The organism is Mycobacterium sp. ST-F2, from assembly GCF_001905655.1.
In the GTDB taxonomy this organism is placed as follows: domain Bacteria; phylum Actinomycetota; class Actinomycetes; order Mycobacteriales; family Mycobacteriaceae; genus Mycobacterium.
Genome location: NZ_JMHT01000063.1, coordinates 1 through 23,388 on the forward strand (window position 1 = coordinate 1; position 23,388 = coordinate 23,388).

Genomic DNA, 23,388 nt, shown 5'->3' on the forward strand with positions numbered 1-23,388 from the left:
ACGGGCGGCGCGGCCGGCTCTTCGGGGCCCGCCCCCCCGCCGATCCGGTTGCGCCGCCAGCCGACCGAAGCCGACGCGGTGCGCACCTTCCACCCGTCGACGCACCTGAAGATCATGCGGTCGACGGTCGAGACCCTGCGCATCGTCCCGGTGATGGTGTCGTTCGGCATCGGCGTCGCGGTCCTGGGCGTCCTGCAGGCGCTAGCCGACGAATTCGGTTGGCTGTGGGCATCATTGGGCGCCGGCCTGGTGCTGCTGAACGCGGGCGCTATCGCCGGTGCCATTGCCGTGGTGGCGAAATGGTTGATGGTCGGGCGGATTCGGGCCGTCGAACACCCCTTGTGGTCGCCGTTCGTGTGGCGCAACGAAGTGTCCGACACCTTCGTCGAGACCGTCGCCGGCCCGTGGTTCGCGCGCGCCGCCAGCGGCACCCCGGTGATGAACCTGTGGCTGCGGGCCCTCGGCGCCGCGATCGGCCGCGGCGTGTGGTGCGAAACCTATTGGCTGCCAGAAGCCGACCTGGTGACGCTGGGCCGGGGCGCGACGGTGAACCGCGGCTGCGTGGTGCAGACCCACCTGTTCCACGACCGCATCATGCAGCTGGACACCGTGGTGCTGGAGGAGGGCGCGACGCTCGGTACCCACTGCGTCGCACTGCCTGCGGCCAGCATCGGCGCCGGGGCGACGGTCGGGCCGGCCTCCCTGGTGATGCGCGGCGACGCGGTGCCGGCCTCCACACGCTGGCAGGGCAACCCGATCGCCCCGTGGGTCGGCAAGAAGCGCAAGTCCGGCGGCAATCGACATAAGGCGCAGGCCGCGTGACCCGGAGAAACAAGAAGGACCTGGCCCCGGTCATCGATCCGTATTTGCCCAACAATGGCAACTTCGGCTTCCGGGTGTCCCGCTACGAGCTGAGCCTCGAATACAAGGTCGAGAGCAACCGGCTGACCGGCATCGCCAGCATCACCGCTGTCACCCTGGCGTCGCTGCACTGGTTCACCCTGGATCTGTCCGATGACCTGTCGGTGGCCAAAGTCGAGGTCAACGGCCGGCGCCCGGCCAAGTACCGCACCGTCAATGGCAAATTGCACATCACGCTGGCCAACCAGCTGCCCGCCGGGGCGGCGATGAAGGTGACGGTGCGCTACGGCGGCAACCCGCGCCCGATCAAATCCATCTGGGGCACAGTCGGTTTCGAAGAGCTGACCGAGGGGGCCCTGGTCGCCGGGCAGCCCAACGGTGCCGCGTCCTGGTTCCCGTGTGACGACCACCCGAGCAGCAAGGCCAGCTACCGCATCGCGATCAGCACCGACAGCCCGTACCGCGTCGTCGCCAACGGCGAGCTGGTGAGCCGCAAAACCCGTGCGGCCCAGACCATGTGGGTGTACGAACTCGCCGAGCCGACGTCAACCTACCTGATCACCCTGCAGATCGGGCGGTACGAGTCGCTGCGGCTGTCCAAGTCGCCGGTGCCGATGTCCGCGGCGCTGCCGCAGCGGCTGATCCGCAACTTCGAATACGACTTCGGCCGGCAGCCGCGGATGATGCAGCTGTTCACCAGGTTGTTCGGGCCGTACCCGCTGTCGACGGGCTACACCGTGGTCGTCACCGACGACGAGCTGGAAATTCCACTTGAGGCACAAGGTATCTCGATCTTCGGCGCCAACCACTGCGACGGCCGTCGCAGTGCCGAGCGGCTGATCGCGCACGAGATGGCCCACCAGTGGTTCGGCAACTCGGTGACGGTACGGCGGTGGCGCGACATCTGGCTGCACGAAGGATTTGCCTGTTACGCCGAATGGTTGTGGGCCGAGGAGTCCGGCTGGCGCACCGCCGACGAGCTGGCCGCGCACAACCTGCAGAAGCTGCGCGGCCTGCCGCAGAACCTGCTGCTGGCCGATCCCGGCCCAGAGGACATGTTCGACGACCGGGTCTACAAGCGCGGCGCACTGACGCTTCATGCCCTGCGCCGCACCATCGGCGATGCGAACTTCTTTGCGCTGCTGCGGGATTGGACGACCCGCTACCGGCACTCGACCGCGGTGACCGATGACTTCACCGGCCTGGCCGCCAACTACACCGACCAGTCCCTGCGCGGACTGTGGAACGCGTGGCTCTACACGACGGAGCTACCGGCACTGTGAAACCCAGCGGTGTGGCGCGGGTCGCCGTCGCGACGGTGCTCAGCGCGCTCTGCGGCTACGCGATCCTGTACCTCGCCGCGCGCGATGTGGCCCCCGCCGGGTTCTCGGTGTTCAGCGTCTTCTGGGGCGCATTCGGGTTGTTCACCGGTGCGGCCAACGGGCTGCTGCAGGAGGCCACCCGCGAGGTCCGCGTCGCACGTGCAGCTGAGCCCCGGCCCGGACCACACCTGCAGCCCATTCGGGTGGCGGCGCTGGTCGCCGTCGCCGCGGGACTGCTGATCGCCGGCACCGCTCCGCTGTGGGCCGGCCACGTGTTCGTCGAATCCACCCCGCTGAGCGTGGCGCTGCTGAGCGTCGGCCTGGCCGGCTTCTGCCTGCACGCCACGCTGCTCGGCGTGCTCGCCGGAGCTGACGGCTGGACCCAGTACGGCACGTTGATGGTGACCGACGCCGGAATCCGGGTGGCCGTCGCGGTCGCCGCGTTCGTCCTGGGCTGGGGACTGGACGGCTACCTGTGGGCCACCGTCGCCGGTTCGATGTCGTGGCTGATCCTGCTGCTGGCCTCGCCGGTGGCCCGGTCCGCGGCCGGTATCCAGACTCCGGGGACGCCCCGGACCTTCCTGACCGGGTCGGCGCATTCCATCGCGGCTGCCGGCGCCAGCGCCATCCTGGTGATGGGTTTCCCGGTGCTGCTGCAGGCCACGTCGCGCGACCTGGGCGCCACCGGCGGCGTCATCATCCTGGCCGTGACGCTGACCCGCGCCCCGCTGCTGGTGCCGCTGACCGCAATGCAGGGCAATCTGATCGCGCACTTTGTCGACAACCGGCGGTTGCGAGCCCTGCTCACCCCCACCCTCGCGCTGGCCGGGCTGGGTGCGCTGGCGGTGCTGGCGGCCGGACTGCTCGGACCGTGGCTGCTGCGCACGCTGTTCGGGCCCGAGTACGCCGCGAGCGGCGCGTTGCTAGCCTGGCTGACGGCCGGCGCGGTCGCCATCGCGTTCCTGACCCTGACCGGGGCCGCGACGGTCGCGGCCGCACTGCACCGGGCCTACGCGGTGGGCTGGGTGAGCGCCACCGTGGCCGCGGCGCTGTTGTTGCTGCTACCGCTGGACCTGCAGACCCGCACCATCGTCGCGCTGATGTGCGGCCCACTGGTCGGAATCATCGTGCACCTGGCCGCGCTCGGCGCCATCAAGCGCCGCTGAGCGTGTATTTTCGGCAGCAACATGTCCCTGTATCGCGACGTCTGGATCGTCATCCCCGCCTACAACGAGGCGACCGTCATCGCTGACGTCGTAGCCGATGTACGCAGCGTCTTCCCCAACGTCGTCGTCGTCGATGACGGCGGCCGTGACGACACCGGCGACCGCGCCTTCGCCGCCGGCGCCCATGTGGTGCGGCACCCGGTGAATCTCGGCCAGGGAGCAGCCATCCAGACCGGCGTCGAGTACGCCCGATCCCGGCCTGGGGCACAGGTTTTCGCCACATTCGACGCCGACGGCCAGCACCGGGTCAAGGACGTCGTACGGATGATCGAGCGCCTTCGGGACGAGGACCTGGACATCGTGATCGGCACCCGGTTCGCCGACCAACCGCCCGACCGCATGCCGATGCTCAAGCGGTTGCTGTTGCCGATCGTCGCCAAACTCAGCCGGTCCAGCCGCAAGCTGCATCTGACCGACGCCCACAACGGGTTGCGGGTGTTCAACAAGACGGTCGCCGACGGACTGAACCTGACCATGAACGGCATGAGCCACGCCAGCGAGTTCGTCGCGCTGATCGTGGAGAACCAGTGGCGAATCGCCGAGCAGCCGGTGCAGATCCTGTACACCGACTATTCGATGTCGAAGGGTCAGCCGCTGGTCAACGGCGTCAACATCGTCGTCGACGGACTGCTGCGCGGGAGGTTGCGCCGATGATCTGGACCAAGGCTTTACTCATCGGCGCGGTCGTCCTGCTGCTGGCCTACCTGTTCTCCTCGCGACGCAACGCGCAGTCGCGGGCCTGGGTGAAGGTCGGCTACGTGCTGTTCGTGGTCGGCGCCATCTACGCGATCCTGCGGCCCAACGACACCACGGTGGTGGCGCACTGGCTCGGCATCGGGCGCGGCGCCGACCTGCTGCTGTATGCGCTGGTCATCGCGTTCCTGTTCACGACCATCAGCGCGTACATGCGGTTCAAGGACCTGGAGCTGCGCTACGCGCAGTTGGCCCGCGCGGTTGCGCTCGAAGGCGCGCGGGTGCCCGAAGACGACACCCGTCAGGTCTGAGCGCCCAGCCCGCCCAGCATCGCGGTCAGCAGCTGAATCCGGCCGTCCTCGAGTTCGGGTTGCGGTAGCACGGCGCGCACCAGCGCCGCGCCGTCGAAGGTGTTGACCATGACGGCAACGATCAGCATCAGCTGTTCGGGCGGCAGCTGATCCGCACCGGGCATCTCCAGCGCGGTCTCGTAGATGTTGCGGCCGTACTCGATGAGTGCGCCCTGCAGCGTCGCCCGCAACTTGTCGTCGGTGCGCGCCGCCACCATCAGCTCGTACATCACCGTGTTGGTGGCGTTGCCGCTGATGTCCCGCAGCGCGATCAACGCCCCTTCCAGAGCCGGCCGGTCCGAAGGGATTTCGGCGACCTGCTTGCTGAACTGCTCGAGCTGCCGGCGCATGACCTCCAGCGCCGTGGCCGCCATGAAGTCGCCCATGGTGGCGAAATGCTTGAACAGCGCGCCGTCGGAGACCTCAGCCCGACGCGCGATCACCGCCGCCGAGGCGCGGGCATAACCGACCTCGACGATGGTGGCGATCGCGGCGTCGAGCAGTCGGGCCCGCGTCTCCTCGCGGCGTTGCTGTTGGGTTCTGGCCATGTCAGACCGCTTGCGCCACCGGCAGTTTCGCCCCGCGCGCCGGCAGGTAGTGGCCGGACTTCACGGTCTCGCCGTAGCCCTCGACGAACTCGCCGTTACGGAACACCACCTGGCCACCGACACCGGTCGCCACCACGGCGGAGTCGCTGCGGTTGACCATGCGGCTCAGCCCGCCGTAGAAGTCGACCGAATCCTCGTGGTACGCCTCGAGTTCGGCGTCCAGCCCGGCCGGATCGATCACGACGAAGTCGGCGCGCTCGCCCTGACGCAGGGTGCCGGCCTCCAGACCGAACCAGTCGGCGACCTCACCGGTCAACCGGTGCACGGCGTGCTCGGTGGTCATGAACGGGCGGCCGGCCTTGTCGGCGTCGTGCACGCGGCGCAGCATCCGCAGTGCGTAGTTGTAGAACGCCATGTTCCGAAGGTGCGCACCGGCATCCGAGAAACCCATGTGCACCGACGGCTCCGTGGCCAGCTTGTCGAGCTGCTTGGGACGGTGGTTGGCGACAATGGTGGTCCAGCGGGTGTTGCGCTCACCGTGCTCGACCAGGACGTCGAGGAAGGCATCCAGCGGATGCACGCCGCGCTCATCGGCGATCTGGCCAAAGCTCTTGCCCACCAACGATTTGTCCGGGCATTCGACGATGGTCGAGTCGTGGAAGTCGCGGTGCCACAAGGTCGGGCCCAGCACCTTCTTGTCGAACGACTTGCGGAACCGGCGCCGGTACTCCGGGTCGGCCATCAGCTTGTTGCGCTCCAACTGATCCTTCAGGTGCAGCGCCGCGGTGCCCGCGCCGAACTCCTCGAAAACCGGGAGATCGATTCCGTCCGAATACAATTCGAACGGCACGGGCAGGTGCTGGAAGCGCACCTTCGAGTTCAGGAACTTGTTGGCCAGCCGCGTCACCGGGCCCAGCACGTACACGGCACCGGGCGACGACTTGGCGTCGGCCGACACCAGCAGGCTCATCCGGACCCCGGGACGACGGCCGAACCAGCCGCTGCTCTCGAGGAAGAAGTTCAGGGCCTCTTGCAGTTTCGCGACGTTGGGCGCGCTCTGCAGGATGCGGCCGCGCTTGCGCAACACCTTGATCAGGCGGCGCCGTTCGCGCCAGGTGGCGAACGTCGACGGCAGCGCGCGGGACCGGAAGCGGTCACCGTCGAGCTTGTCGATGGCCGCGTCCATGCCGGACATGCCGAGCATGCCGGCGTCCAGGGCCGCCTCCAGCCGCTCTGCCATCTTTTCCAACTCGGCGTTGGTCGGGGTGACGTTCGCGGTCGTCGCGCGGTCCAGGCCCAGCACCGAGGTACGCAGGTCCGAGTGGCCCAGCAGCGAGCTGACGTTGGGGCCGAGCGGCAGCGCTTCGAGTGTCTGCACGTATTCAGCCGGGCCGGACCAGTTGCGCTTCTGCTCGAGCGCGCCGACGACGAACTTGCGCGGCACCGCCTCGACGCGGCTGAACAGGTCGGCGGCGTCGTCGTTCTCGGCGTAGACGGTCGACAGCGAGCACATGCCCAGCAGCACCGTCGTCACACCGTGCCGGACGGACTCGCGCAGGCCCGGATCGAGCAGCACCTCGGCGTCGTAGTGGGTGTGGACGTCGATGAAGCCCGGCGTCACCCACTTGCCCTTGGCGTCGATGACGTCGGGGCAACCCGTCTCATCGAGCGGCTGTGCCGACACCGTCGCGACGACGCCGTCGCTGATACCCAGGTTGCGCAGTTGCGGCGTGCGGCCGGTGCCGTCGAACCACAGGCCGTCCTTGACGATCACGTCGTAAGTCATGACGCGAGACTAGGACAGAAAGTGAGTGCTCACAATCTTTTTCTGTATATTCGCAGGTCAGACGCGGAAGTAGTCGACCGTGCGGGCCACGCCCTCGGTGATGGAGACCTTCGGGCTCCACCCCAGCACCTGCTGCGCCCGGGAGTAGTCGAGTTGCGAACGGCGCAGGTCACCGAGGCGCGGCGGGTGGAACTCCGGCGCGTCGGGCACGCCGACGGCCGCGGCGATCGCGGTGTGCAGCTGCGCCGTCGACGTCTCGACGCCGGTGCCGACGTTGAACCGCTGCCCGCCGCCGGCCTCGCCACCGGCGCGCACGAAGGCGTCGACGACGTCGTCGACGAAGACGTAGTCGCGGGTGTCGGTGCCGTCACCGAAGATCTTGGTGGGACGGCCGGCCAACAGGGCCTGACTGAAGATCGCAACCACACCGGCTTCACCATGCGGGTCCTGGCGCGGGCCGTAGACGTTGGCCGGCGCGATGTGCGAGCAGTCCAGGCCGTACAAGTTGCGGAACATGTTGAGGTAGACCTCGCCGCACACCTTGCTGGCGGCGTACGGGGACGACGGATCCACCGGCATGTCCTCGTTGGTCGGGTAGCCCGGCGGGACGCCGTAGACCGATCCGCCCGACGAAGTGTGGACCACCTTGCGGACGCCGCCCGAGCGCGCCGCCTCGGCCAGCCGCACGGTGCCGACGACGTTGACCGCGGCGTCGAACGGCGAGTCGGTCACCGACCGCGAAACGGAGATCTGCGCGGCCAGGTGGAAGATCACCTCCGGCTTGGTCTCGGCCACGATGGCGTGCAGGTCGGCGTCGACGATGTCGGCCTTGACCAGCTCGAACCGCCCGGTGCTCTCGGCATCGGCGAGGTTGTCGACCTTGCCACTGCTCAGGTCGTCGAGCCCGACGACGTCGTGTCCTTCGGACAGGAGCCGGTCGACGAGCATCGACCCGATGAATCCGGCAGCACCAGTGACAAGTGTTCGCACCGGCCAACCATACCTATGGACTCTTTCCGCGACCCGTACAGTCGACAAGAGTGAACTGGGTCGCCCGAACCGCCGCCGCACTGGTGGCGCTGCAGCTGATACTGCGGGCGGTCCTGGCGTTCGGCGGCTACTTCTACTGGGACGACCTGATCCTGATCGGCCAGGCCGGCACCCATTCCCTGCTGTCCCCAGATTTCCTCTTCAACGACCACGACGGCCACGTCATGCCTGCGGGGTTCCTGTTGGCCGGCGTCCTGACGCGACTGGCACCCCTGAATTGGTTCTGGCCGGCACTGAGCCTGGTGCTGCTGCAACTGGTCGCGTCGCTGACGCTGGTGCGCGCCCTGCGGGTCATCCTCGGATGGCGCCCGGTGCTGCTGGCGCCGCTGGTCTTCGCACTCTTCACCCCATTGGGGGTGCCGGCGTTCGCCTGGTGGTCGGCCGGGCTGAACGCGCTGCCGATGGCAGCGGCCATGGCCTGGGTCTGCGCCGACGCCATCCTGCTGGTGCGTACCGGGAACCCGCGCTACGTCTGGACCGGCTGCCTGGCCTACCTGGGTGGGCTGCTGTTCTTCGAGAAGTCCGCGGTGATCCCGTTCACCGCCTTCGCGGTGTGCTGGCTGCTGACGTACGTCACCGGGGCCCGGGTCTCGGTGTGGCGCAAGGGGCTCCGGCTGTGGCTCGGGCTGCTGACCATCACCATCGGCTGGATCGGCGTCTACCTCCTGGTTGTCAACCAGAAGCGCTGGACCCTGGACCTGGCGATGACGTGGGAGCTGCTGGCCCGGTCGGTCACGCACGGTCTGGTGCCGACACTGGCCGGCGGGCCGTGGGACTGGCAGCGCTGGGCGCCGGCGTCACCGTGGGCGACGCCCGGTCCGGTCGTGATGGTGCTGGGCTGGCTGGTGCTCGCTGCCCTGGTCGCGGTGTCGGTGCTGCGCAAGCACCGGCTGGGCCCCGTCTGGCTGGCCGCGGTGGGGTACGTGGTGGCGTGCCAGGTGCCGATCTACCTGATGCGGTCATCGAAGTTCACCGCGCTGGAGTTGGCGCAGACGCTGCGCTACCTGTCCGATCTCGTGGTGGTGCTGGCCCTGCTGGCCGCGGTCGCGTTCTGCGCGCCCAACCGGAGCGCCCAGTTCGACGACTCCCCGCGGCGGCGCGCCGTCATTGCTTGTGCTGCAACACTATTCGTGGCCAGCAGCCTGTACTCGTCGGCGACGTTCCTGCCCAGCTGGCGCGACAATCCGACGCGCGCATATCTGCTGAACGTCGAAGCTGCGCTGGCTGCCGCACCCCGCGACGTGCCGCTGCTGGATCAGGAAGTCGATCCACTGATACTGCAACGCGTGGCCTGGCCGGAGAACCTGGCGAGCCACATGTTCGCGCTGCTGCGGGATCGGCCCCAATTCGCCTCCAGCACAACGTCTCTGCAGATGTTCACGGCGGCCGGCCGCCTCGTCCCGGCCAAGGTGACCTGGACCCGCACCATCGCGCCCGGCCCCGCACCGAACTGCGGCTACCTGGTGCAGACCGACGCGCCCTTGACCATGCCGCTGGACGGCCCACTGCTGCCGGCCGACTGGACCGCCGAACTCAACTACCTGGCCAACAGCGACGGGTCACTGACCATGTCGCTACCCGAAGGCCGCGAAGCGCGGGTGCCCGTGCACCCCGGCCTGAACCGGGTGTTCGTCCGACTGCCGGGCGCCGGGGCCGCCATTCAGGTGAAGGCCAACACGTCGGCGTTGTCGGTGTGCATCGCCTCAGGTCCGGTGGGGTTCCTGGCGCCCAAATAGCCGCGCAAAAAACTGTCCCCTTCCGGGACGGTGCGTGCTCCTACCTGTGTCAGCAAGTCCGCCCGGGCCTGCGACCACCGGAAAAGGAGAACGCCCATGACCACCACCGGCACCGCAAACGGCAAGCGCATCGCACTGGCCGCCCTCATCGGCACGGCCGCGCTGTACGTGGCCCCGCTGGCGCTGACCACGCCGATGGCAAGCGCCGAGTCCTTGGCGACCCGCTGCGGAAAAGGCGGCGGCACCTTCGCCATCGGCACCCGCTCGAACGGGTCGATCATCGAGAGCTGCACCACGGTCGACAAAGAGGGCGTCAAGACACAGTGCACCGAGATCGATCACAAACCCCAGGGCTGCATCACCGTGCCGAGGACGGCCGTGAAGAACACCCACATCCCGACCGGCGACCTCGTCCCGGTTCAGGTCGATCGCTCCTGAAGCCCCCAGTCGTCCACAGCCACCAGAGAAGGACATCCGTCAATGAATACGAACTCGATGATCAAGCCCGCATTCGCCGCCCTGCTGAGTGCTGCCGCGCTGTACGCCGTACCCGTGATCCTGAACGCGCCCAGCGCCAGCGCCTCCGTCGGCAGCGATTGCATGGGTTCGAACCAGACCTACGAAACCAAGGTGGGCAACGGGCACCTGTACGAGGCCTGCACCACGACCGACAAGAACGGCGACAAGACGAAATGCTCGTACGTCGACGGAAAGGCTCAGGGCTGCATCGCGGTCCCGATGCGTAAGCCGAGACACGACTTGGACTCTGTCGGTGCTGCGACCATCACCGAGACCCCGGATGCACTCCCCGACGGACGTCGGCCGATGCGTTGAGTTTTGGAGCCACCCAGGGGAATCGAACCCCTGACCTATTCATAAGGCCGAAGCGTCCGCCGAAGCCCGCGATAGTGCGTTAACGTGTTGCACACCAACATGATTGGCAACAGGTGCGTCCGTGTCGATTCACCCAGATTCGCGGCGTGTCGCGGGCGTTTTTACGGGGAAAATGCGGAGTAGGCCAGCCGAAGCTACTGCGCCAATGTTCCTTTCGCAGGATGTACGGAGTCTGGAGATTCTGGCCGGGTCTGGGGTAATCCGGCGACATACCGGCAACTTCGAGCTTGTGGAAAAAAATTTCGGGGAGAGATACGCAACACTGGCGGTGTCACCTGGGGTTTTGACTGCTAAAAACTAGCCCTGATCTGCGGTTATCCGCCGATTGTTCGCAATTGACCCCAGAACCGCCCACAACCCCCAGACTCCGTACACATTGCGAGAAGAACATTGGCGGTGTCACCTGGGCCGATGCGCTCAAAAGTGGGGCGTTCGAGGACCGGGGAAGTGCAGGTCACGCCTCGCGCGATGGTTGTCGCGGTCGTGGGCGGCCTTGGCCCGAAGGGTCGCAACCATGATGCGTGAGGCTTTGACACTTCCCGGTCCTCGAACTGGTCTAGTCGGGCCAGCGCCCGGTGATGTGTGCGGTTCGTTGCTTTGCTTCGAGGTCAGCCTCGAACTGCTCGCGATCGGTGTCGTCGTCGGATAGCTCGGGCCACACGCGCGATGCTGTGGCCCGAGCGTCCCGGCTAGGCAGTGATGTCAACGGCCTGTACGGCTTCAGGGATGCCGACGCCGTAGCCGCCGATGACCGACGTGGCAAGCGTGCTTACGCCCGTCTTGACGTCGAGATGGGTCTCGACGCGGATCGGCTGTGCACTGCCGTAGACCAGGCCGAGGCCGAGGTTGGCGACCATTGCGATGCCGGCGGTCATGGCGGTGCTGGCGAAGATGCGGGCACCTGAGAACCGTTCGACGGTCGAGGCGATGTCGGCGCCGTTGGTCGGTGTGGTTTCGGTGAAGGCCGGCGCGTCGGTCGGGTTGACGACGAGGACCAGAGCACTGGGGTCGCAGGCGGTGCGGTCGCAGATCACGGCGATGCTGCGCTTGACCATGAACTCAGCACTGGTGGCGTACGTGACGGGGGTGCTGGCGGCCGTCTCCAGCACGTCCACACACGCGGCGTTGAGGTCGCGGGCGATGGCCATGCTGTGCATGCGCAGGATCGAGTTCGTGCCGTTGAGTGAGGCCTCGGCGGAAATGTCGGTCCAGCGGCCGAAGCGGGCTGCGGTGAGTGTGCCGGCGGTGCTGGTGGCGTACTCGCCCACGGTTACGGTCTCGGCGACGGACGCTGATGCGGTCGGCAGGGTGAAGGTCGGGTAGCTCAGCTTGAGGCCGACCAGCTGCTCGATGGCAGCCCCACCGATGTCGTGGAGCAGCAGGGGTCCGTCGGCGCCGAATCCGTGCCATCCGGTGGTGGTGCCGTAGGTGCTGGTGACCAGGGCGGCGCGTTCCTCGGCGCCGGCCTGCCAGCTGTAGGTGCGGCGTTCGATGGTGGCCGCGTGCAGTTCCCGAACCGCGCTGTCGGGTACCGCCAGCAGATGGGGCCGGCGGCCGGTACGAGGGTCTACGCCGGTGACGCTGCGGAATGACTCATCCAGAGCGTGAGCGGCCTGCTCGCCGTCGCTGATCTCCTTGGCGCGCTTCTGGAGTGCGTCGGCCTGGGTGATGAGGCCGTCGAACGTGCCCTGTTCGTCGGCGGTGAGGTCTCGATTCTCCGCTACGCCGGTCTGGGCGATTGCGCGGGCTTCGTTGATGAGAACGCTACGGCGCTCCATGAGTTCTGTTGCAAGAGATTTCATTGCCATGTTGTGAGCCCCTCCCAGAGCCCGAAAAGTGTTGGTGGTAACCAGTTTTCGCGTGGTAACGACGTGTCCACATCAGTGGATGGTTTCGTTACAGACTCCGGTGGGTGTCGCCCTGCCGGCAATATGAAGTTTGGATTTCGCCCATGCGCGCCGTGGGTTTCGCCCTGCGACGCGCCGCTACTTTCATTCAGTTGTTGGGACACAGCATATCTCAGTCGTCAGACAATCGGCCGAGGTCGGCCGTCTGCATCGGAGTGTCGAGTTCGGCGTCGGCCACCGCTCTGGCGATGTCGCGCTCGGTGGCGAAGTGGACAGCTTCGGCGTGGATGATGTCTGCGGCCTCGGTGCGGCCGTGCAGTCGCAGCGCCTCCGCTACATCCCAGAGCAGGCGAGTGAAAGCAACGAGGCGTCGGTATTCGTCTTCGGGCACCGTTCCGTTCTCCTTGGGTCTGGTCCAAATTTCAGGGTCGGGGAAGATCACGCGCCGTCTCATGACGCTGCTTCTTCCCTTTGCTTACGGGCAGTGCAGAGGTCGCACAGGCCGGTGTCGGTTCGCGCTGGGGCGAGCCCGCCGCACATGCAGCGATGTTTGCCACGGGTGCGCTCCCGTGGACGACGGTGGCCGGTGATGAGTGCAGGGTGGCTACCTCGGACTGGCATCGCGGCTGGCGATGGTCCAGTGGGGCCATCAGTCGCGCCAGACATGCAGAGCTGGCGCGACTGTGATTCTTGACCAGTTGCGCCACCCTGTTTTCGCTGGTCGGACTCAGTCGCGCCAGTCGCGCCACGGTCTTGCGTGACACCCTCCGGTTTGGCCCGACTGGCGCCACTGGGGAGGTCCCATGTTGAGGTCCTCGGGAAGCCGGATGAGCTGTCGATGACACCCAGCTTCTTCTTTGCCCGCTGGAGTGTCCGCTCGCTGATCTTCTCCTTGGCCGCCTCGGTTTTGACCGTCTTTGATGGTGTCGGTCCGTTAGCTGTCAGGAAGTCCTCAAGCCAGTGTTCGGCTGCGGTGCGCTCGCCGGCGTCCTCGGCCTCGTCCCCGGCGAGTAGGTCGCGGGCGTCCACCGTCGTGTCGCCGAGCCATTCGACCGAGCCGATTTCGGTGGGGCCGTCGTCGAGCTGGATCGTGGTGGACACGATGCGGAACTCCACAGACCGGTCGGTGCCGGCGTAGTTGGCTTTGGTGTTGGTCAGCACGCGGGCTCCGGTGTCCTGATCTTCTGCGATGGACAGCACGCAGCGGGCGACCTGGGACCAGGCGACCGAGCCGAGCATGAGTTGCCCGGAGTCGTTGCCGACGCGCTTGCCGAAGTGGGCCAAGCCGATGATCGTGACCTTGCAACGGTCCGCGAGGGCCGCGATCGGTTCGAGGTATTGGCGCACGGCGATGTCGTCGTTACCAGAGAATCCGGGTGGGACAACGGCCTTGGCGGGGTCCAGGAAGATCATGGTGACGCCGTGCTCGCGGATGACGGCCTCGATGCGCACGAGGTCGAGCGGGAACATCAGTGCGCCGGTCCCGAGGTCGGTCTGGACGTCGACGAAGATGACCCGGTCCATGTCGGCGCCGGCCGCGATGAGCCTGGGGACGATGGCGTGCTCACGGGATTCCTCGGTGCCGATCCAGAGAACGACGCCGCCATTGCGGGTTTCGCGGGCCGCCCAAGATGAGGCGACGGTGGACTTCCCTTTGCCTTCACGGGCGGCAAGAAGGTTGACGGCGTACTGGAGAATCAGGCCGAGTTCCCACCACACGAGCCGCTTGGCTTTGACGTGTGATCCGCGGGTGACGACCAGCTCCCTGGTGGATTGGCCAGGTTCTGTCACGATGCCTTCCTTGGTATGTACAGGCCGGACTCCCGGCGGGTGATGGTGCGGGCGACAGCGGCCCAGTTCTCCCCGGCGGCAATGGCTTTGGATGCAGCAGCGAGGTGTTCCTGCCGGGTGTCGAGCAGCAGGGCGTAGTGGGGTGCGGCGGCGATGCAGGCCAGCCGCTTGTGCTCGTCGTCGAGTTGGCACCAGGCGGGTGTGCCGGGGAACGGAAGATCAGCAAGATCTAGTTCTTCTACGAACTCGTGGACTGGCCACCAGTCGACCTGGCGGGAGGCCAGGAGGCCGACACCGAAGTGGTGCCGGCCTCCCGTCGCATCTTTCACCTGACTGCCTCCGCGTGGCGGTGGCATGGCTGGCCGGCTATCCGAACCCGGTTGAGGCATTCAGTGCCGTGTGCTGTGGGCCGCCCGCACCGGGGCGTTGTCGCTCGCAGCGCCTTGATCCTGAGCCTGTGTTGCGCCAGCTCGATGCGGTACTTCCACCTGTCGGGCAGCGGGCCGACCCGCTCGTGCTCGGGGGTGGTATTCCATCCGTCGGTGCAGCGAAAATCGGGGGTGGAGCGGTCTTCGATCCAGAATCCGATGGTGCACCCGTCGGAACTAATTTCGGTTGTCACCGCGTAGCATTCGAGGCCGCCGCCGACGTCGCCCAGGTAGGCGGAGTGGCTGCGGTCGGTGCGGGTGCCGACGAACGGGTTGCGATCGCTCATGCGGTCACCTCCAGGACGGCGCAGACGAATTCGCGGTTCGCAGTCTCGCCGGTCTCGGGGTCGCGGCGGGTCGCGGTGATGGTGAAGCGAGAGCGGCCGACCTCGGTGACGTAGCAGGAATAGCCCTGCAGCGGGAATGCCGGTGAGCCGTGGGCGATGCGCGCGGCCAGCGGGTAGACGAGCGGGTCGGCGGCGAGGTGCTGGTCAGCCTCGGTTAGCAGCTCGTCGGCATCCAGCGGTGGCGGGGGGTAGGCGCAGAACTGGCACAGGCCGGTGGACGGATCAAGGGTGGTGGTGGCTGCGGGGACCGTGCAGGACGTGCAGGTCTGGTGCTGCCAGGGGTCAGATGACATCATGATGTTGAACTTCTCCTTCTCGGTTTTGGCGACTGACGGGTTGTTCTCGGCCCCGGCAGGTGTTCGAGCACCGGCCGGGGCATTTTCGCGGGTGGTGTTCATCTAGGCCGCACCGTCAATGCGGGCGATAAACTCATTGATGGCGGCCTCGGACACTAGGCGCCTGCGACCAACTTTCGTGCTGCGCAACTGGCCGCTGGCCATCAGCTCGAACACCATCGACCTGCCGACGCTCAGCCGCTCCATGACGGCCTCCACAGGCCACAGCCGACTGTTGAGCTTGTCGATCTCGTCTTGCAATTCGGGTGGCACCGCTCCTCCTCGTGTTTGGTTATGCGTCACGGATACGACTAAATCCGTACAAGTCCAAACACTTGCACAGAAAGTTTGGACATGCAAGCCCAAATCGCGGGAAGATGGCGCAATGCCAAACATTGACCTGGACGCGAAGGCGTGGCAGGAGGCCGGGTCCAAACGATTCGGGCAGGCGGTCGCCAGCCTTCGAGTGGCGCAGGGCCTCACTGCAGTGCAGTTGTCAGCTCGAACCAAGGAGCTTGGTTATCCGATCACGCGCTCGACAATTGCCCGGATCGAGGGCAACCACCGGGCCGGCAAGGTTGACCTAGCCGAATTGATCATCCTCGCGGCTGCATTGAACACGTCGCCGGTGAACCTCGTCTATCCCGGCCCATACCAGAGCGCTCTCGAGATTATGCCCGGGCGAAATGCTGCGGGATTCAATGCAGCACAATGGTTTTCGGGGATATATAGCTATCTCGGAAACAATAGTTTGGGTGCGGCAGAAGACCCTGAAACGCAGTGGCGAGAGAATACCGAAACGCTGTACCAGTGGCGCGATCTAGACGAGCTGATCGCAACGAGAGACGAGATGGACAACCCGGAACACATAGCTGTGCTCAATCGTCGGATCAAAGCTATTTGTGAGCGACTTGGAATCAGTGTCCCAACCGCCGAGGTGGACCTACGCATCGAACATCCCGCGGACGACAGCCATGCCTAGACAGCGGATGAAGCCCGGTGAGCATGGGCGGATAACCGAGCGTGTCGAGAAGTTCAAAGATGAGGCCGGGAAGAACCAAAAGCGCTATATCGCAAGCGTTTACGTACGCCTGCACAGCGGCAAGTTACGCGAGCGCGAAGCCACGTCGTACAGTTCCGGCGAAGACGCCTACCGAATGCTGTTGCGGCGCATCAAAACCGAGCTAGAGACCACGGCGCCTGTTGGTGTAATCAACAGTCGCACAACGCTTTCCGAGCTATTCGACACGTGGGTATCGGCGAAGGTAACCGAGGACGGCATCAAGCCGCAATCCGAAGCACAGTACCGCCAGGTATGGCGCCTGCACGGTGACGCCCAGCTCGGGGCGCTCCGCATCGCCGAACTCGAGGGCAGCCGCGCCAACTCCCACATACAGACCTTGCCGCCGCGGCAATCCGAACTGCTGCGCACCGTTCTATCCGGCATGTACCAGATGGCGGCGCGGTTCGACGTCGTGCGGTTCGACCCTATTGCGGCGACCAAGCCGGCCAAGGCGGAACCGAAGCCGGCCCGCGGGCTGACCGCTCTGGAGCTGGAGCAGGTGCGCCAGGCCGTGAAGGTGTACGCGCAGCCACATCGGCGTGGCGGCCCACCACGGGGTGTGTTGCTGCCCGCGTTCGTCGAGCTGCTGGCGGCCACCGGTGTGCGGCCGGGTGAAGTGCTGGCGATCCGCTGGCAGGACGTCGACCTTCTCGGGGATCCTCCGACCGTCACGGTCAACGGGACGGTTATTGACCACGGCCGTGTGCCGGGTAAGTCGGTGCATCGGCAGGATGCTCGCAAGGGTGACGCCGACCCGCATACGGTGCTGCTGCCGAGGTTCGGGGTAACGGTCCTCACGGAACTGCTGGGGCGGACTGCGTCAACGGACGGGCCGGTGTTGGCCACCCGTGACGGCGGGTACGCCAGCCTGTCGAATATCCGCAGCGCGCTCCGCGATGCGCTCCCAGAATCACTGCGATGGGTGACGCCGCACAGCTTCCGCCGGTCGGTGGCCACCGTCGTCCGCGACGGCATGGGCATCGAGGCCGCGCAGGCGCAGTTGTCGCACACGCAGATGGCCACGACCGAGCAGCACTATGCCCAGCGGCGAACCACCGGGCCAGATGTGCGGGCCACATTGGACAAATGGGCAGGTCAAGCGGGATAACGAGCTGTTTCTACGGGGAAAATACGGGATTCGGCCCAGAAACGACTGCAGGTCAGAAGCGGTAAGCCTCTGACCTGCAAGTTTGGAGCCACCCAGGGGAATCGAACCCCTGACCTATTCATTACGAGTGAATTGCTCTACCGACTGAGCTAGGGTGGCGCGCCCCACCGAGGCGGGGCGGGACGAGTCTACGGGACGCATCCGGAGCATCCAAAGTCAGTTCCGTTGTCCGGCCCGCAGCGCCTGCCCCATGGTCGCGACCATGGCGTCGACGGCGAACTTCGGCTTGACGTTGGTGGCCAGCGCCTCGCGGCATTCCAGCACCGCTTCGATGCAGCGCAACAGCTGGTCTGCGGGCACATGGGCGGCCATCGCGGCGGCCTTGTCACTCATGTCCGGATGGTTGGCGGCGGCCACGCCCGTCGCCCCCGACGACACCAGCAGCGCGTCCCGGAAGTAGGTGGCGAGGTCGATCAGCGCCCGGTCCAGGGCGTCGCGCGATGCCCGCGTCTGCCGCGACTTCTGCCGCTTCTCCAGGTCCTTCAGCGCGCCCGCGGCACCGCGCAGCGCGCCCGCCGCACCTTTACCTGTGCCACCGGCGCCCAGCGCCGTCTTGAGCTCCTCGGTCTCGGCCTCGTTGCGGCCGGCGGTCAGCGCCACCGCTTCGGCCTCCGCCGAGGCGACCAACTCTTCGACGGCCGCGTACGCCCGGGCCGGTGTCGCGGCGTCACGGGCCAGGCCCAGCGCCCGTTCCCGCCGTTTGCGGGCGTCCGGATCCGTCGCCAGCCTCCTGGCCCGGCCCACATGTCCCCCACTGACCGACGCCGCCCAGCGTGCGTCGGCCTCGGACAGTCCGTCGTTCTCGACCAGAACCTGCGCGATGGCGTCGGCCCGCGGCGTCGTCAACGCCACGTGCCGGCACCGCGACCGCAGCGTCACCGCGATGTCCTCGGGATCGACCGACGGCGCGCACAGCAGGAACACCGTCGATGGCGGCGGCTCCTCGACGACCTTCAGCAGCGCGTTGGCGGCGCCCTCGGTGAGCCGGTCGGCGTCCTCGACCACCACGATCTGCCAGCGGCCGGTCCCGGGCCGCCGTGATGCGGTCTGCACGATGGCGCGCATCTCATCGACGCCGATGGACAGCCCCTCGGGAATCACGCGCCGCACGTCGGCGTGCGTGCCCGCCATGGTCGTCGTGCAGGCCCGGCAGGACCCGCAGCCCGGGCCGCCCGCATCGGCCTCCGCGGTGCACTGCAGCGCCGCAGCAAAGCACACCGCGGCGATGGACCGTCCCGATCCGGGCGGGCCGGTGATCAACCACGCATGCGTCATGCTGCCGGTGGTGACACCGCTGTGAGCCGAATCACCCCGGGCCGCGCGCGCTGCGGCCACCAACTCGGCTTCCACGGCATCCTGGCCGACCAAACGCGAGAAAACTCCGCTCATCGGGCCCCACACTAGCGATGTCTGTCGCTCCGGCCGGATACGGTTAACGCGTGGCCACCGATGTAGAGCGCATCGGGCGAATCAGGGGGTTCGTCCGGTGGGTGGCGCGCACGCCATGGCCGGTATTCACGCTGAGCCTGCTGCAGGCCGACATCATCGGCGCGCTGTTCGTTCTGGGGTTCCTGCGGTTCGGTCTGCCGGCCGAAGACCGTATCCAGCTACAGGACCTGCCGGCCGTCAACCTGGCGGTGTTCCTGACCGTCCTGTTCGTCTCGTTCGTCGTGGCGGCCTGGCTGAGCCTGCGGCTGCTGATCCCGGTGATCCGCTGGCAACGGCGGGACACCCTGCACGGCGACGCCGACGACCCCGAGTTCACCGAGCTGGCCCGGACCCGGGCGCTCAAGATGCCGTACTACCGGACGCTGATCAGTGTCGGGAACTGGTTCCTGGGGTCGGTGGTGTTCATCATCGCCAGCTGGCCGGTGGCCAGCCGCTCGGCGCCCTTCGTCGCCGTGGCCAGCGCGCTCGGCGCCACCGCGACGGCCATCATCGGCTACCTGCAGTCCGAGCGCGTCCTGCGCCCGGTCGCGGTTGCCGCCCTGCGCGACGGCGTGCCGGAGAACTTCCGGGCTCCCGGCGTCATCCAGCGCCAGGTCCTGACGTGGGTGTTGTCCACCGGCGTGCCGCTGCTGGCCATCATCGTGGCCCGACTGGCCGGCCAGTACACGACCTTCATCGCCCAGAACGACCAGCTCAACACCCCCATCCTGCTGCTGGCGATCACCGCGCTGGCTGTCGGCCTGGCCGGCAACGTGCTGGTCGCCATGTCCATCGCCGACCCGCTGCGGCAGCTGCGATGGGCCCTCGGTGAGGTCCAGCGCGGTAACTACAACGCGCACATGCAGATTTACGACGCCAGCGAGCTGGGCCTGCTGCAAGCCGGCTTCAACGACATGGTGCGCGACCTGTCCGAGCGGCAACGCCTGCGCGACCTGTTCGGCCGCTACGTCGGCGAGGACGTCGCGCGCCGGGCCCTGGAGCGCGGCACCGAGCTGGGCGGCCAGGAACGCGACGTCGCGGTGCTGTTCATCGACCTCATCGGGTCGACGCAGCTGGCCTCGACGCGGCCCGCCGCCGAGGTCGTGTCGATCCTCAACGAGTTCTTCCGGATCATCGTCGACACCGTGAACCGGCACGGCGGGTTCGTGAACAAGTTCCAGGGTGACGCGGCGCTGGCCATCTTCGGCGCCCCCATCGAGCACCCGGACGCCTCGGGTGCGGCGCTGGCCGCCTCCCGTGAGCTGCACGACGAGCTGGTGACGGTGCTGGGCACCACCGAGTTCGGCATCGGCGTATCCGCGGGCCGGGCCATCGCCGGTCACATCGGCGCGCTGGCCCGCTTCGAATACACCGTGATCGGCGACCCCGTGAACGAGGCCGCCCGGCTGACCGAGCTGGCCAAGCTCGAGGAGGGCCACGTTCTGGCGTCGGCAATCGCCGTCAGCGGTGCGTTGGACGCCGAAGCGCTGTGCTGGGACGTCGGCGAGACCGTCGAACTGCGCGGCCGGTCTGCGCCGACACAGCTGGCGCGGCCCCTGTCACTGGCGTCGCCGCGGCCGGCCTCCGAAACCGAAGCCGCGAGCTAGGCCTTCTTCGCGGCGGCTTTCTTCGCCGGCGCCTTCTTGGCGGCGGTCTTCTTGGCCGCTGCCTTCTTCGCCGGGGTCTTCTTCGCAGCCTTCTTCACCGGGCCACGAGCGCGCCTGTCGGACAACAACTCCGAGGCCCGCTCGTCGGTGATCGACATGACGTCGTCGCCCTTACGAAGGCTCGCGTTGGTCTCACCGTCGGTGACGTACGGGCCGAAGCGGCCGTCCTTGATCACCATGGGCTTGCCCGAGACCGGGTCGGTACCCAGCTCGCGCAGCGGCGGCGTCGCAGCCCCTTGGCGCCCACGGCGTTTCGGCTCGGCGTAGATCTTCAGCGCCTCTTCGAGTGTGACGGTGAACATCTGCTCTTCGGTGGCCAGCGACCGAGAGTCGGTGCCGCGCTTGAGGTATGGGCCGTAGCGGCCGTTCTGCGCGGTGATCTCCTCGTTGCTCTCCGGGTCGACGCCGACGACGCGCGGCAACGACAGCAGCTTCAGCGCGTCCTGGAGCGTCACCGTCTCGAGATCCATTGAGCGCAGCAGAGATCCCGTGCGCGGCTTGGGGCCGACGGGCTTCTTGCCCTTCTTCGCCCCGGCCCCGTCTTCGGGCTCCTCGGGCGGCGCCGGCAGCACCTCGGTGACGTACGGTCCGTACCGGCCGTCCTTGGCGACGATCTCGTGCCCGGTCTCCGGATCGACACCCAGCACCCGGCCCTCTTGCGGTGTGGCGAAAAGCTTTTCGGCCAGCTCGAGGGTCAGCTCGTCGGGCGTCAGGTCGTCATTGAGGTTGGCGCGCTGCGGTTTCAGCTCACCCGGGTTCTCGTCATCCGCGATCATCCGCTCGAGGTACGGCCCATTGCGGCCGACGCGGACGTTGATGGCGCGACCTTCGGCATCGTCGAACAGCTTGATGGAGTTGACTTCTCGCGCGTCAATGCCCTCGAGGTTGACGCCGACCAGCTTCTTCAGGCCACCCTCGCGGGCCACCGACCCCTCCACGCCGTGGTCGCCACCGAAGTAGAAGTTGGTCAGCCAGTTGGTGCGCTGCTCGTTGCCGGCGGCGATCTCGTCGAGTTCGTCCTCCATGGCGGCCGTGAAGTCGTAGTCGACCAGGCGCCCGAAGTGCTGCTCGAGCAGCCCGACGACGGCGAACGCCACCCAGGCCGGCACGAGGGCGCTGCCCTTCTTATAGATATAGCCGCGGTCCTGGATGGTCTTGATGATCGACGAGTACGTCGACGGACGACCGATGCCCAGGTCTTCCAGCGCCTTGATGAGCGAGGCCTCGGTGTACCGGGCCGGCGGATTGGTGGTGTGCCCGTCCGCGGTGAGGTCGGCGGCATCCACGCGCTGACCCTGGGTCAGGTTGGGCAGCCGGCTCTCGGCGTCGTCGGCCTCGCCGCCGGCCTGCTCGTCGAGGCTCTCGACGTAGGCCTTCAGGAAGCCCGCGAACGTGATGGTGCGGCCGGACGCGCTGAACACCACCTGCTCGCCCGTGCGCGCCTGGCCGGAAATACGGAGAGAAAGGGTAGTGCCGCGGGCGTCGGCCATCTGGGAGGCGACGGTGCGCTGCCAGATCAGTTCGTAGAGCCGGAACTCGTCGGTGTCCAGGGCGCCGTGCAACTGACCCGGGGTCTGGAACACGTCCCCGGCGGGGCGGATGGCCTCGTGTGCCTCTTGCGCGTTCTTGACCTTGCGGGTGTACTGCCGCGGCGTCGGGTGGACGTACTCCTGGCCGTACAGCTGCCCGGCCTGGGTGCGCGCGGCATTGATGGCCGACTCCGACAGCGTCGTCGAGTCGGTACGCATGTAGGTGATGTAGCCGTTCTCGTACAGCCGCTGCGCGATGCTCATGGTGCGCTCGGAGGAGAACCGCAGCTTGCGGCCGGCTTCCTGCTGCAACGTCGACGTCATGAACGGCGCGTAGGGCTTGCGCGTGTACGGCTTCTGCTCCACCGAGCTGACGGTCAGCGACTCGCCCCGCAGGCCCGCGGCCAGCGAGCCGGCGGCGGCCTCGTCGAGAACCAGCACCTCGTCGGGCTTCTTGACGGCGCCGAGCGAGTCGAAATCGCGGCCCGTGGCGACCCGTCGGCCGTCGACGGTGCCCAGCTTGGCGGTGAACCTGGGCGGGGAGGCTTCCGGGTCGGAGACGCTGGCGTCCAGCTCGGCGGTGACATCCCAGTAGCCGGCGCTGCGGAACGCCATGCGTTCCCGCTCGCGCTGCACGATGATCCGGGTCGCGACGGACTGCACGCGGCCGGCCGACAGTTTGGGGGCGACCTTCTTCCACAGCACGGGGCTGACCTCGTAGCCGTAGAGGCGGTCGAGGATGCGGCGGGTCTCCTGCGCGTCGACCAGGGCGATGTCCAGGTCACGGGGATTCTCGGCAGCCGCCAGGATGGCGGGCTCGGTGATCTCATGGAACACCATGCGCCGGACCGGCACCTTGGGCTTCAGCGTCTCCAGCAGGTGCCACGCGATGGCCTCGCCCTCGCGGTCACCGTCCGTCGCGAGGTAGAGCTCGTCGACACCCTTGAGGAGGTCCTTGAGCTCGGTGACCGTGGCCTTCTTATCGGGGCTGACGATGTACAGCGGCTCGAAGTTGTCGTCGACGTTCACACCGAGGCGGGCCCAGGCCTCGCCCTTATATTTGGCCGGCACGTCCGCGGCGTTGCGCGGGAGGTCACGAATGTGTCCGCGCGACGATTCGACGACATAATTGGAGCCGAGGTAACCGGCAATCTTGCGCGCCTTGGTAGGCGACTCGACTATGACGAGTCGCCGGACCCGGCTGCCGCTACCGGCACCATCGAGGTCAGCCACCGTATCTATACGCTCCACTTCTTGGTCGGCACTAAGACACCGAATGAATGCCTAACGGTCATCCGGTTCCAAGGCAAGTCACAATT

At 67.1% G+C, this 23,388-nt stretch carries 22 protein-coding genes, 1 tRNA gene and 1 pseudogene; 11 read left to right on the plus strand and 13 right to left on the minus strand.

The genetic code is table 11. The annotated features are described in order from the left end of the window. The 5 genes and pseudogenes from EB75_RS21385 to EB75_RS21405 form a co-directional block, all read left to right on the plus strand. A pseudogene (locus tag EB75_RS21385) lies at positions 1-822 on the plus strand (amino acid adenylation protein); the annotation flags it as partial. Continuing rightward, the gene (locus tag EB75_RS21390) at positions 819-2,144 is read left to right on the plus strand and encodes a M1 family metallopeptidase (RefSeq protein ID WP_073697280.1); all 1,326 of its coding nucleotides are present in this window, start codon (positions 819-821) and stop codon (positions 2,142-2,144) included. The pseudogene EB75_RS21385 and the gene EB75_RS21390, both read left to right, overlap by 4 nt. Continuing rightward, complete coding sequence (locus EB75_RS21395) at positions 2,111-3,349, plus strand: hypothetical protein (RefSeq protein ID WP_073697359.1); 1,239 nt, start codon at positions 2,111-2,113, stop codon at positions 3,347-3,349. Before EB75_RS21390 ends, EB75_RS21395 begins: the two co-directional genes overlap by 34 nt. Positions 3,350-3,370: 21 nt before the next feature. After that, positions 3,371-4,063 carry a polyprenyl-phospho-N-acetylgalactosaminyl synthase PpgS gene (gene ppgS / locus EB75_RS21400; protein ID WP_073697281.1) on the plus strand — a complete coding sequence of 231 codons (693 nt, stop codon included), beginning with the start codon at positions 3,371-3,373 and terminating at the stop codon, positions 4,061-4,063. Then, positions 4,060-4,413, plus strand: coding sequence for a DUF2304 domain-containing protein (locus tag EB75_RS21405; RefSeq protein WP_073697282.1), 354 nt, complete (start codon positions 4,060-4,062; stop codon positions 4,411-4,413). Before ppgS ends, EB75_RS21405 begins: the two co-directional genes overlap by 4 nt. On the opposite strand, the gene EB75_RS21410 is transcribed toward EB75_RS21405, so the two are convergent. Genes EB75_RS21410 through EB75_RS21420 form a run of 3 tightly spaced genes read right to left on the minus strand, consistent with a single transcriptional unit; the run spans position 4,404 to position 7,776 of the window. Beyond that, positions 4,404-5,000: a TetR/AcrR family transcriptional regulator gene (locus tag EB75_RS21410; protein WP_073697283.1), complete on the minus strand. Its 597-nt coding sequence runs from the start codon at positions 4,998-5,000 to the stop codon at positions 4,404-4,406. The two genes, EB75_RS21405 and EB75_RS21410, sit on opposite strands and share 10 nt — an antisense overlap. 1 nt (position 5,001) lies before the next feature. After that, positions 5,002-6,786 carry an N-acyl-D-amino-acid deacylase family protein gene (locus EB75_RS21415; protein WP_073697284.1) on the minus strand — a complete coding sequence of 595 codons (1,785 nt, stop codon included), beginning with the start codon at positions 6,784-6,786 and terminating at the stop codon, positions 5,002-5,004. 57 nt (positions 6,787-6,843) lie between these two features. Next, positions 6,844-7,776 carry an NAD-dependent epimerase/dehydratase family protein gene (locus EB75_RS21420; RefSeq protein WP_073697285.1) on the minus strand — a complete coding sequence of 311 codons (933 nt, stop codon included), beginning with the start codon at positions 7,774-7,776 and terminating at the stop codon, positions 6,844-6,846. 50 nt (positions 7,777-7,826) lie between these two features. Here EB75_RS21420 and EB75_RS21425 point away from each other — a divergent pair, with 50 nt between their 5' ends. The 3 genes from EB75_RS21425 to EB75_RS21435 all read left to right on the plus strand — a co-directional run bounded on the left by EB75_RS21425 (position 7,827) and on the right by EB75_RS21435 (position 10,406). After that, entirely contained in the window at positions 7,827-9,572 is a 1,746-nt protein-coding gene (locus tag EB75_RS21425) for a hypothetical protein (protein WP_073697286.1), read from the plus strand. A gap of 96 nt (positions 9,573-9,668) precedes the next feature. Beyond that, a complete protein-coding gene (locus EB75_RS21430) occupies positions 9,669-10,010 on the plus strand; it encodes a hypothetical protein (RefSeq protein WP_073697287.1) in 342 nt (113 codons plus the stop codon). Positions 10,011-10,052: 42 nt separating this feature from the next. Next, entirely contained in the window at positions 10,053-10,406 is a 354-nt protein-coding gene (locus tag EB75_RS21435; protein ID WP_073697288.1) for a hypothetical protein, read from the plus strand. Positions 10,407-11,155: 749 nt separating this feature from the next. On the opposite strand, the gene EB75_RS21440 is transcribed toward EB75_RS21435, so the two are convergent. The 7 genes from EB75_RS21440 to EB75_RS21470 all read right to left on the minus strand — a co-directional run bounded on the left by EB75_RS21440 (position 11,156) and on the right by EB75_RS21470 (position 15,487). After that, positions 11,156-12,274: a hypothetical protein gene (locus EB75_RS21440; protein WP_142239747.1), complete on the minus strand. Its 1,119-nt coding sequence runs from the start codon at positions 12,272-12,274 to the stop codon at positions 11,156-11,158. Between the two features lie 211 nt (positions 12,275-12,485). Next, positions 12,486-12,767, minus strand: a complete 282-nt coding sequence (locus EB75_RS21445) for a hypothetical protein (protein ID WP_142239748.1) — start codon at positions 12,765-12,767, stop codon at positions 12,486-12,488. Further along, complete coding sequence (locus tag EB75_RS21450) at positions 12,764-14,104, minus strand: AAA family ATPase (RefSeq protein WP_073697291.1); 1,341 nt, start codon at positions 14,102-14,104, stop codon at positions 12,764-12,766. The genes EB75_RS21445 and EB75_RS21450 overlap by 4 nt, the downstream gene beginning before the upstream one ends. After that, positions 14,101-14,433 (minus strand): DUF2742 domain-containing protein, encoded by a 333-nt coding sequence (locus EB75_RS21455; RefSeq protein WP_168176088.1) that lies wholly within the window; start codon positions 14,431-14,433, stop codon positions 14,101-14,103. Before EB75_RS21455 ends, EB75_RS21450 begins: the two co-directional genes overlap by 4 nt. Next, positions 14,430-14,819, minus strand: a complete 390-nt coding sequence (locus EB75_RS29390; protein WP_073697292.1) for a hypothetical protein — start codon at positions 14,817-14,819, stop codon at positions 14,430-14,432. Before EB75_RS29390 ends, EB75_RS21455 begins: the two co-directional genes overlap by 4 nt. Beyond that, positions 14,816-15,277: a hypothetical protein gene (locus EB75_RS21465; protein ID WP_073697293.1), complete on the minus strand. Its 462-nt coding sequence runs from the start codon at positions 15,275-15,277 to the stop codon at positions 14,816-14,818. Before EB75_RS21465 ends, EB75_RS29390 begins: the two co-directional genes overlap by 4 nt. Then, positions 15,278-15,487: a helix-turn-helix domain-containing protein gene (locus EB75_RS21470; protein ID WP_234880802.1), complete on the minus strand. Its 210-nt coding sequence runs from the start codon at positions 15,485-15,487 to the stop codon at positions 15,278-15,280. A 112-nt stretch (positions 15,488-15,599) separates the two neighbouring features. Between EB75_RS21470 and EB75_RS21475 the strand changes: the two genes are divergently transcribed. Next, on the plus strand, positions 15,600-16,196 hold the full coding sequence (locus tag EB75_RS21475; protein WP_073697294.1) for a helix-turn-helix domain-containing protein: 597 nt from the start codon (positions 15,600-15,602) through the stop codon (positions 16,194-16,196). Beyond that, the gene (locus EB75_RS21480) at positions 16,189-17,385 is read left to right on the plus strand and encodes a tyrosine-type recombinase/integrase (RefSeq protein WP_073697295.1); all 1,197 of its coding nucleotides are present in this window, start codon (positions 16,189-16,191) and stop codon (positions 17,383-17,385) included. The genes EB75_RS21475 and EB75_RS21480 overlap by 8 nt, the downstream gene beginning before the upstream one ends. A gap of 83 nt (positions 17,386-17,468) precedes the next feature. On the opposite strand, the gene EB75_RS21485 is transcribed toward EB75_RS21480, so the two are convergent. Both EB75_RS21485 and EB75_RS21490 read right to left on the minus strand, forming a co-directional pair. Continuing rightward, a tRNA-Thr gene (locus EB75_RS21485) sits at positions 17,469-17,544 on the minus strand. Positions 17,545-17,601: 57 nt separating this feature from the next. Next, positions 17,602-18,834 (minus strand): DNA polymerase III subunit delta', encoded by a 1,233-nt coding sequence (locus EB75_RS21490; protein WP_073697296.1) that lies wholly within the window; start codon positions 18,832-18,834, stop codon positions 17,602-17,604. A gap of 50 nt (positions 18,835-18,884) precedes the next feature. On the opposite strand from EB75_RS21490, the gene EB75_RS21495 reads away from it, so the two are divergent. Then, on the plus strand, positions 18,885-20,480 hold the full coding sequence (locus EB75_RS21495) for an adenylate/guanylate cyclase domain-containing protein (RefSeq protein WP_073697297.1): 1,596 nt from the start codon (positions 18,885-18,887) through the stop codon (positions 20,478-20,480). On the opposite strand, the gene topA is transcribed toward EB75_RS21495, so the two are convergent. Further along, positions 20,477-23,302, minus strand: a complete 2,826-nt coding sequence (topA, locus tag EB75_RS21500) for a type I DNA topoisomerase (RefSeq protein WP_073697298.1) — start codon at positions 23,300-23,302, stop codon at positions 20,477-20,479. The genes EB75_RS21495 and topA overlap by 4 nt on opposite strands. Between the last annotated feature and the right edge of the window lie 86 nt (positions 23,303-23,388).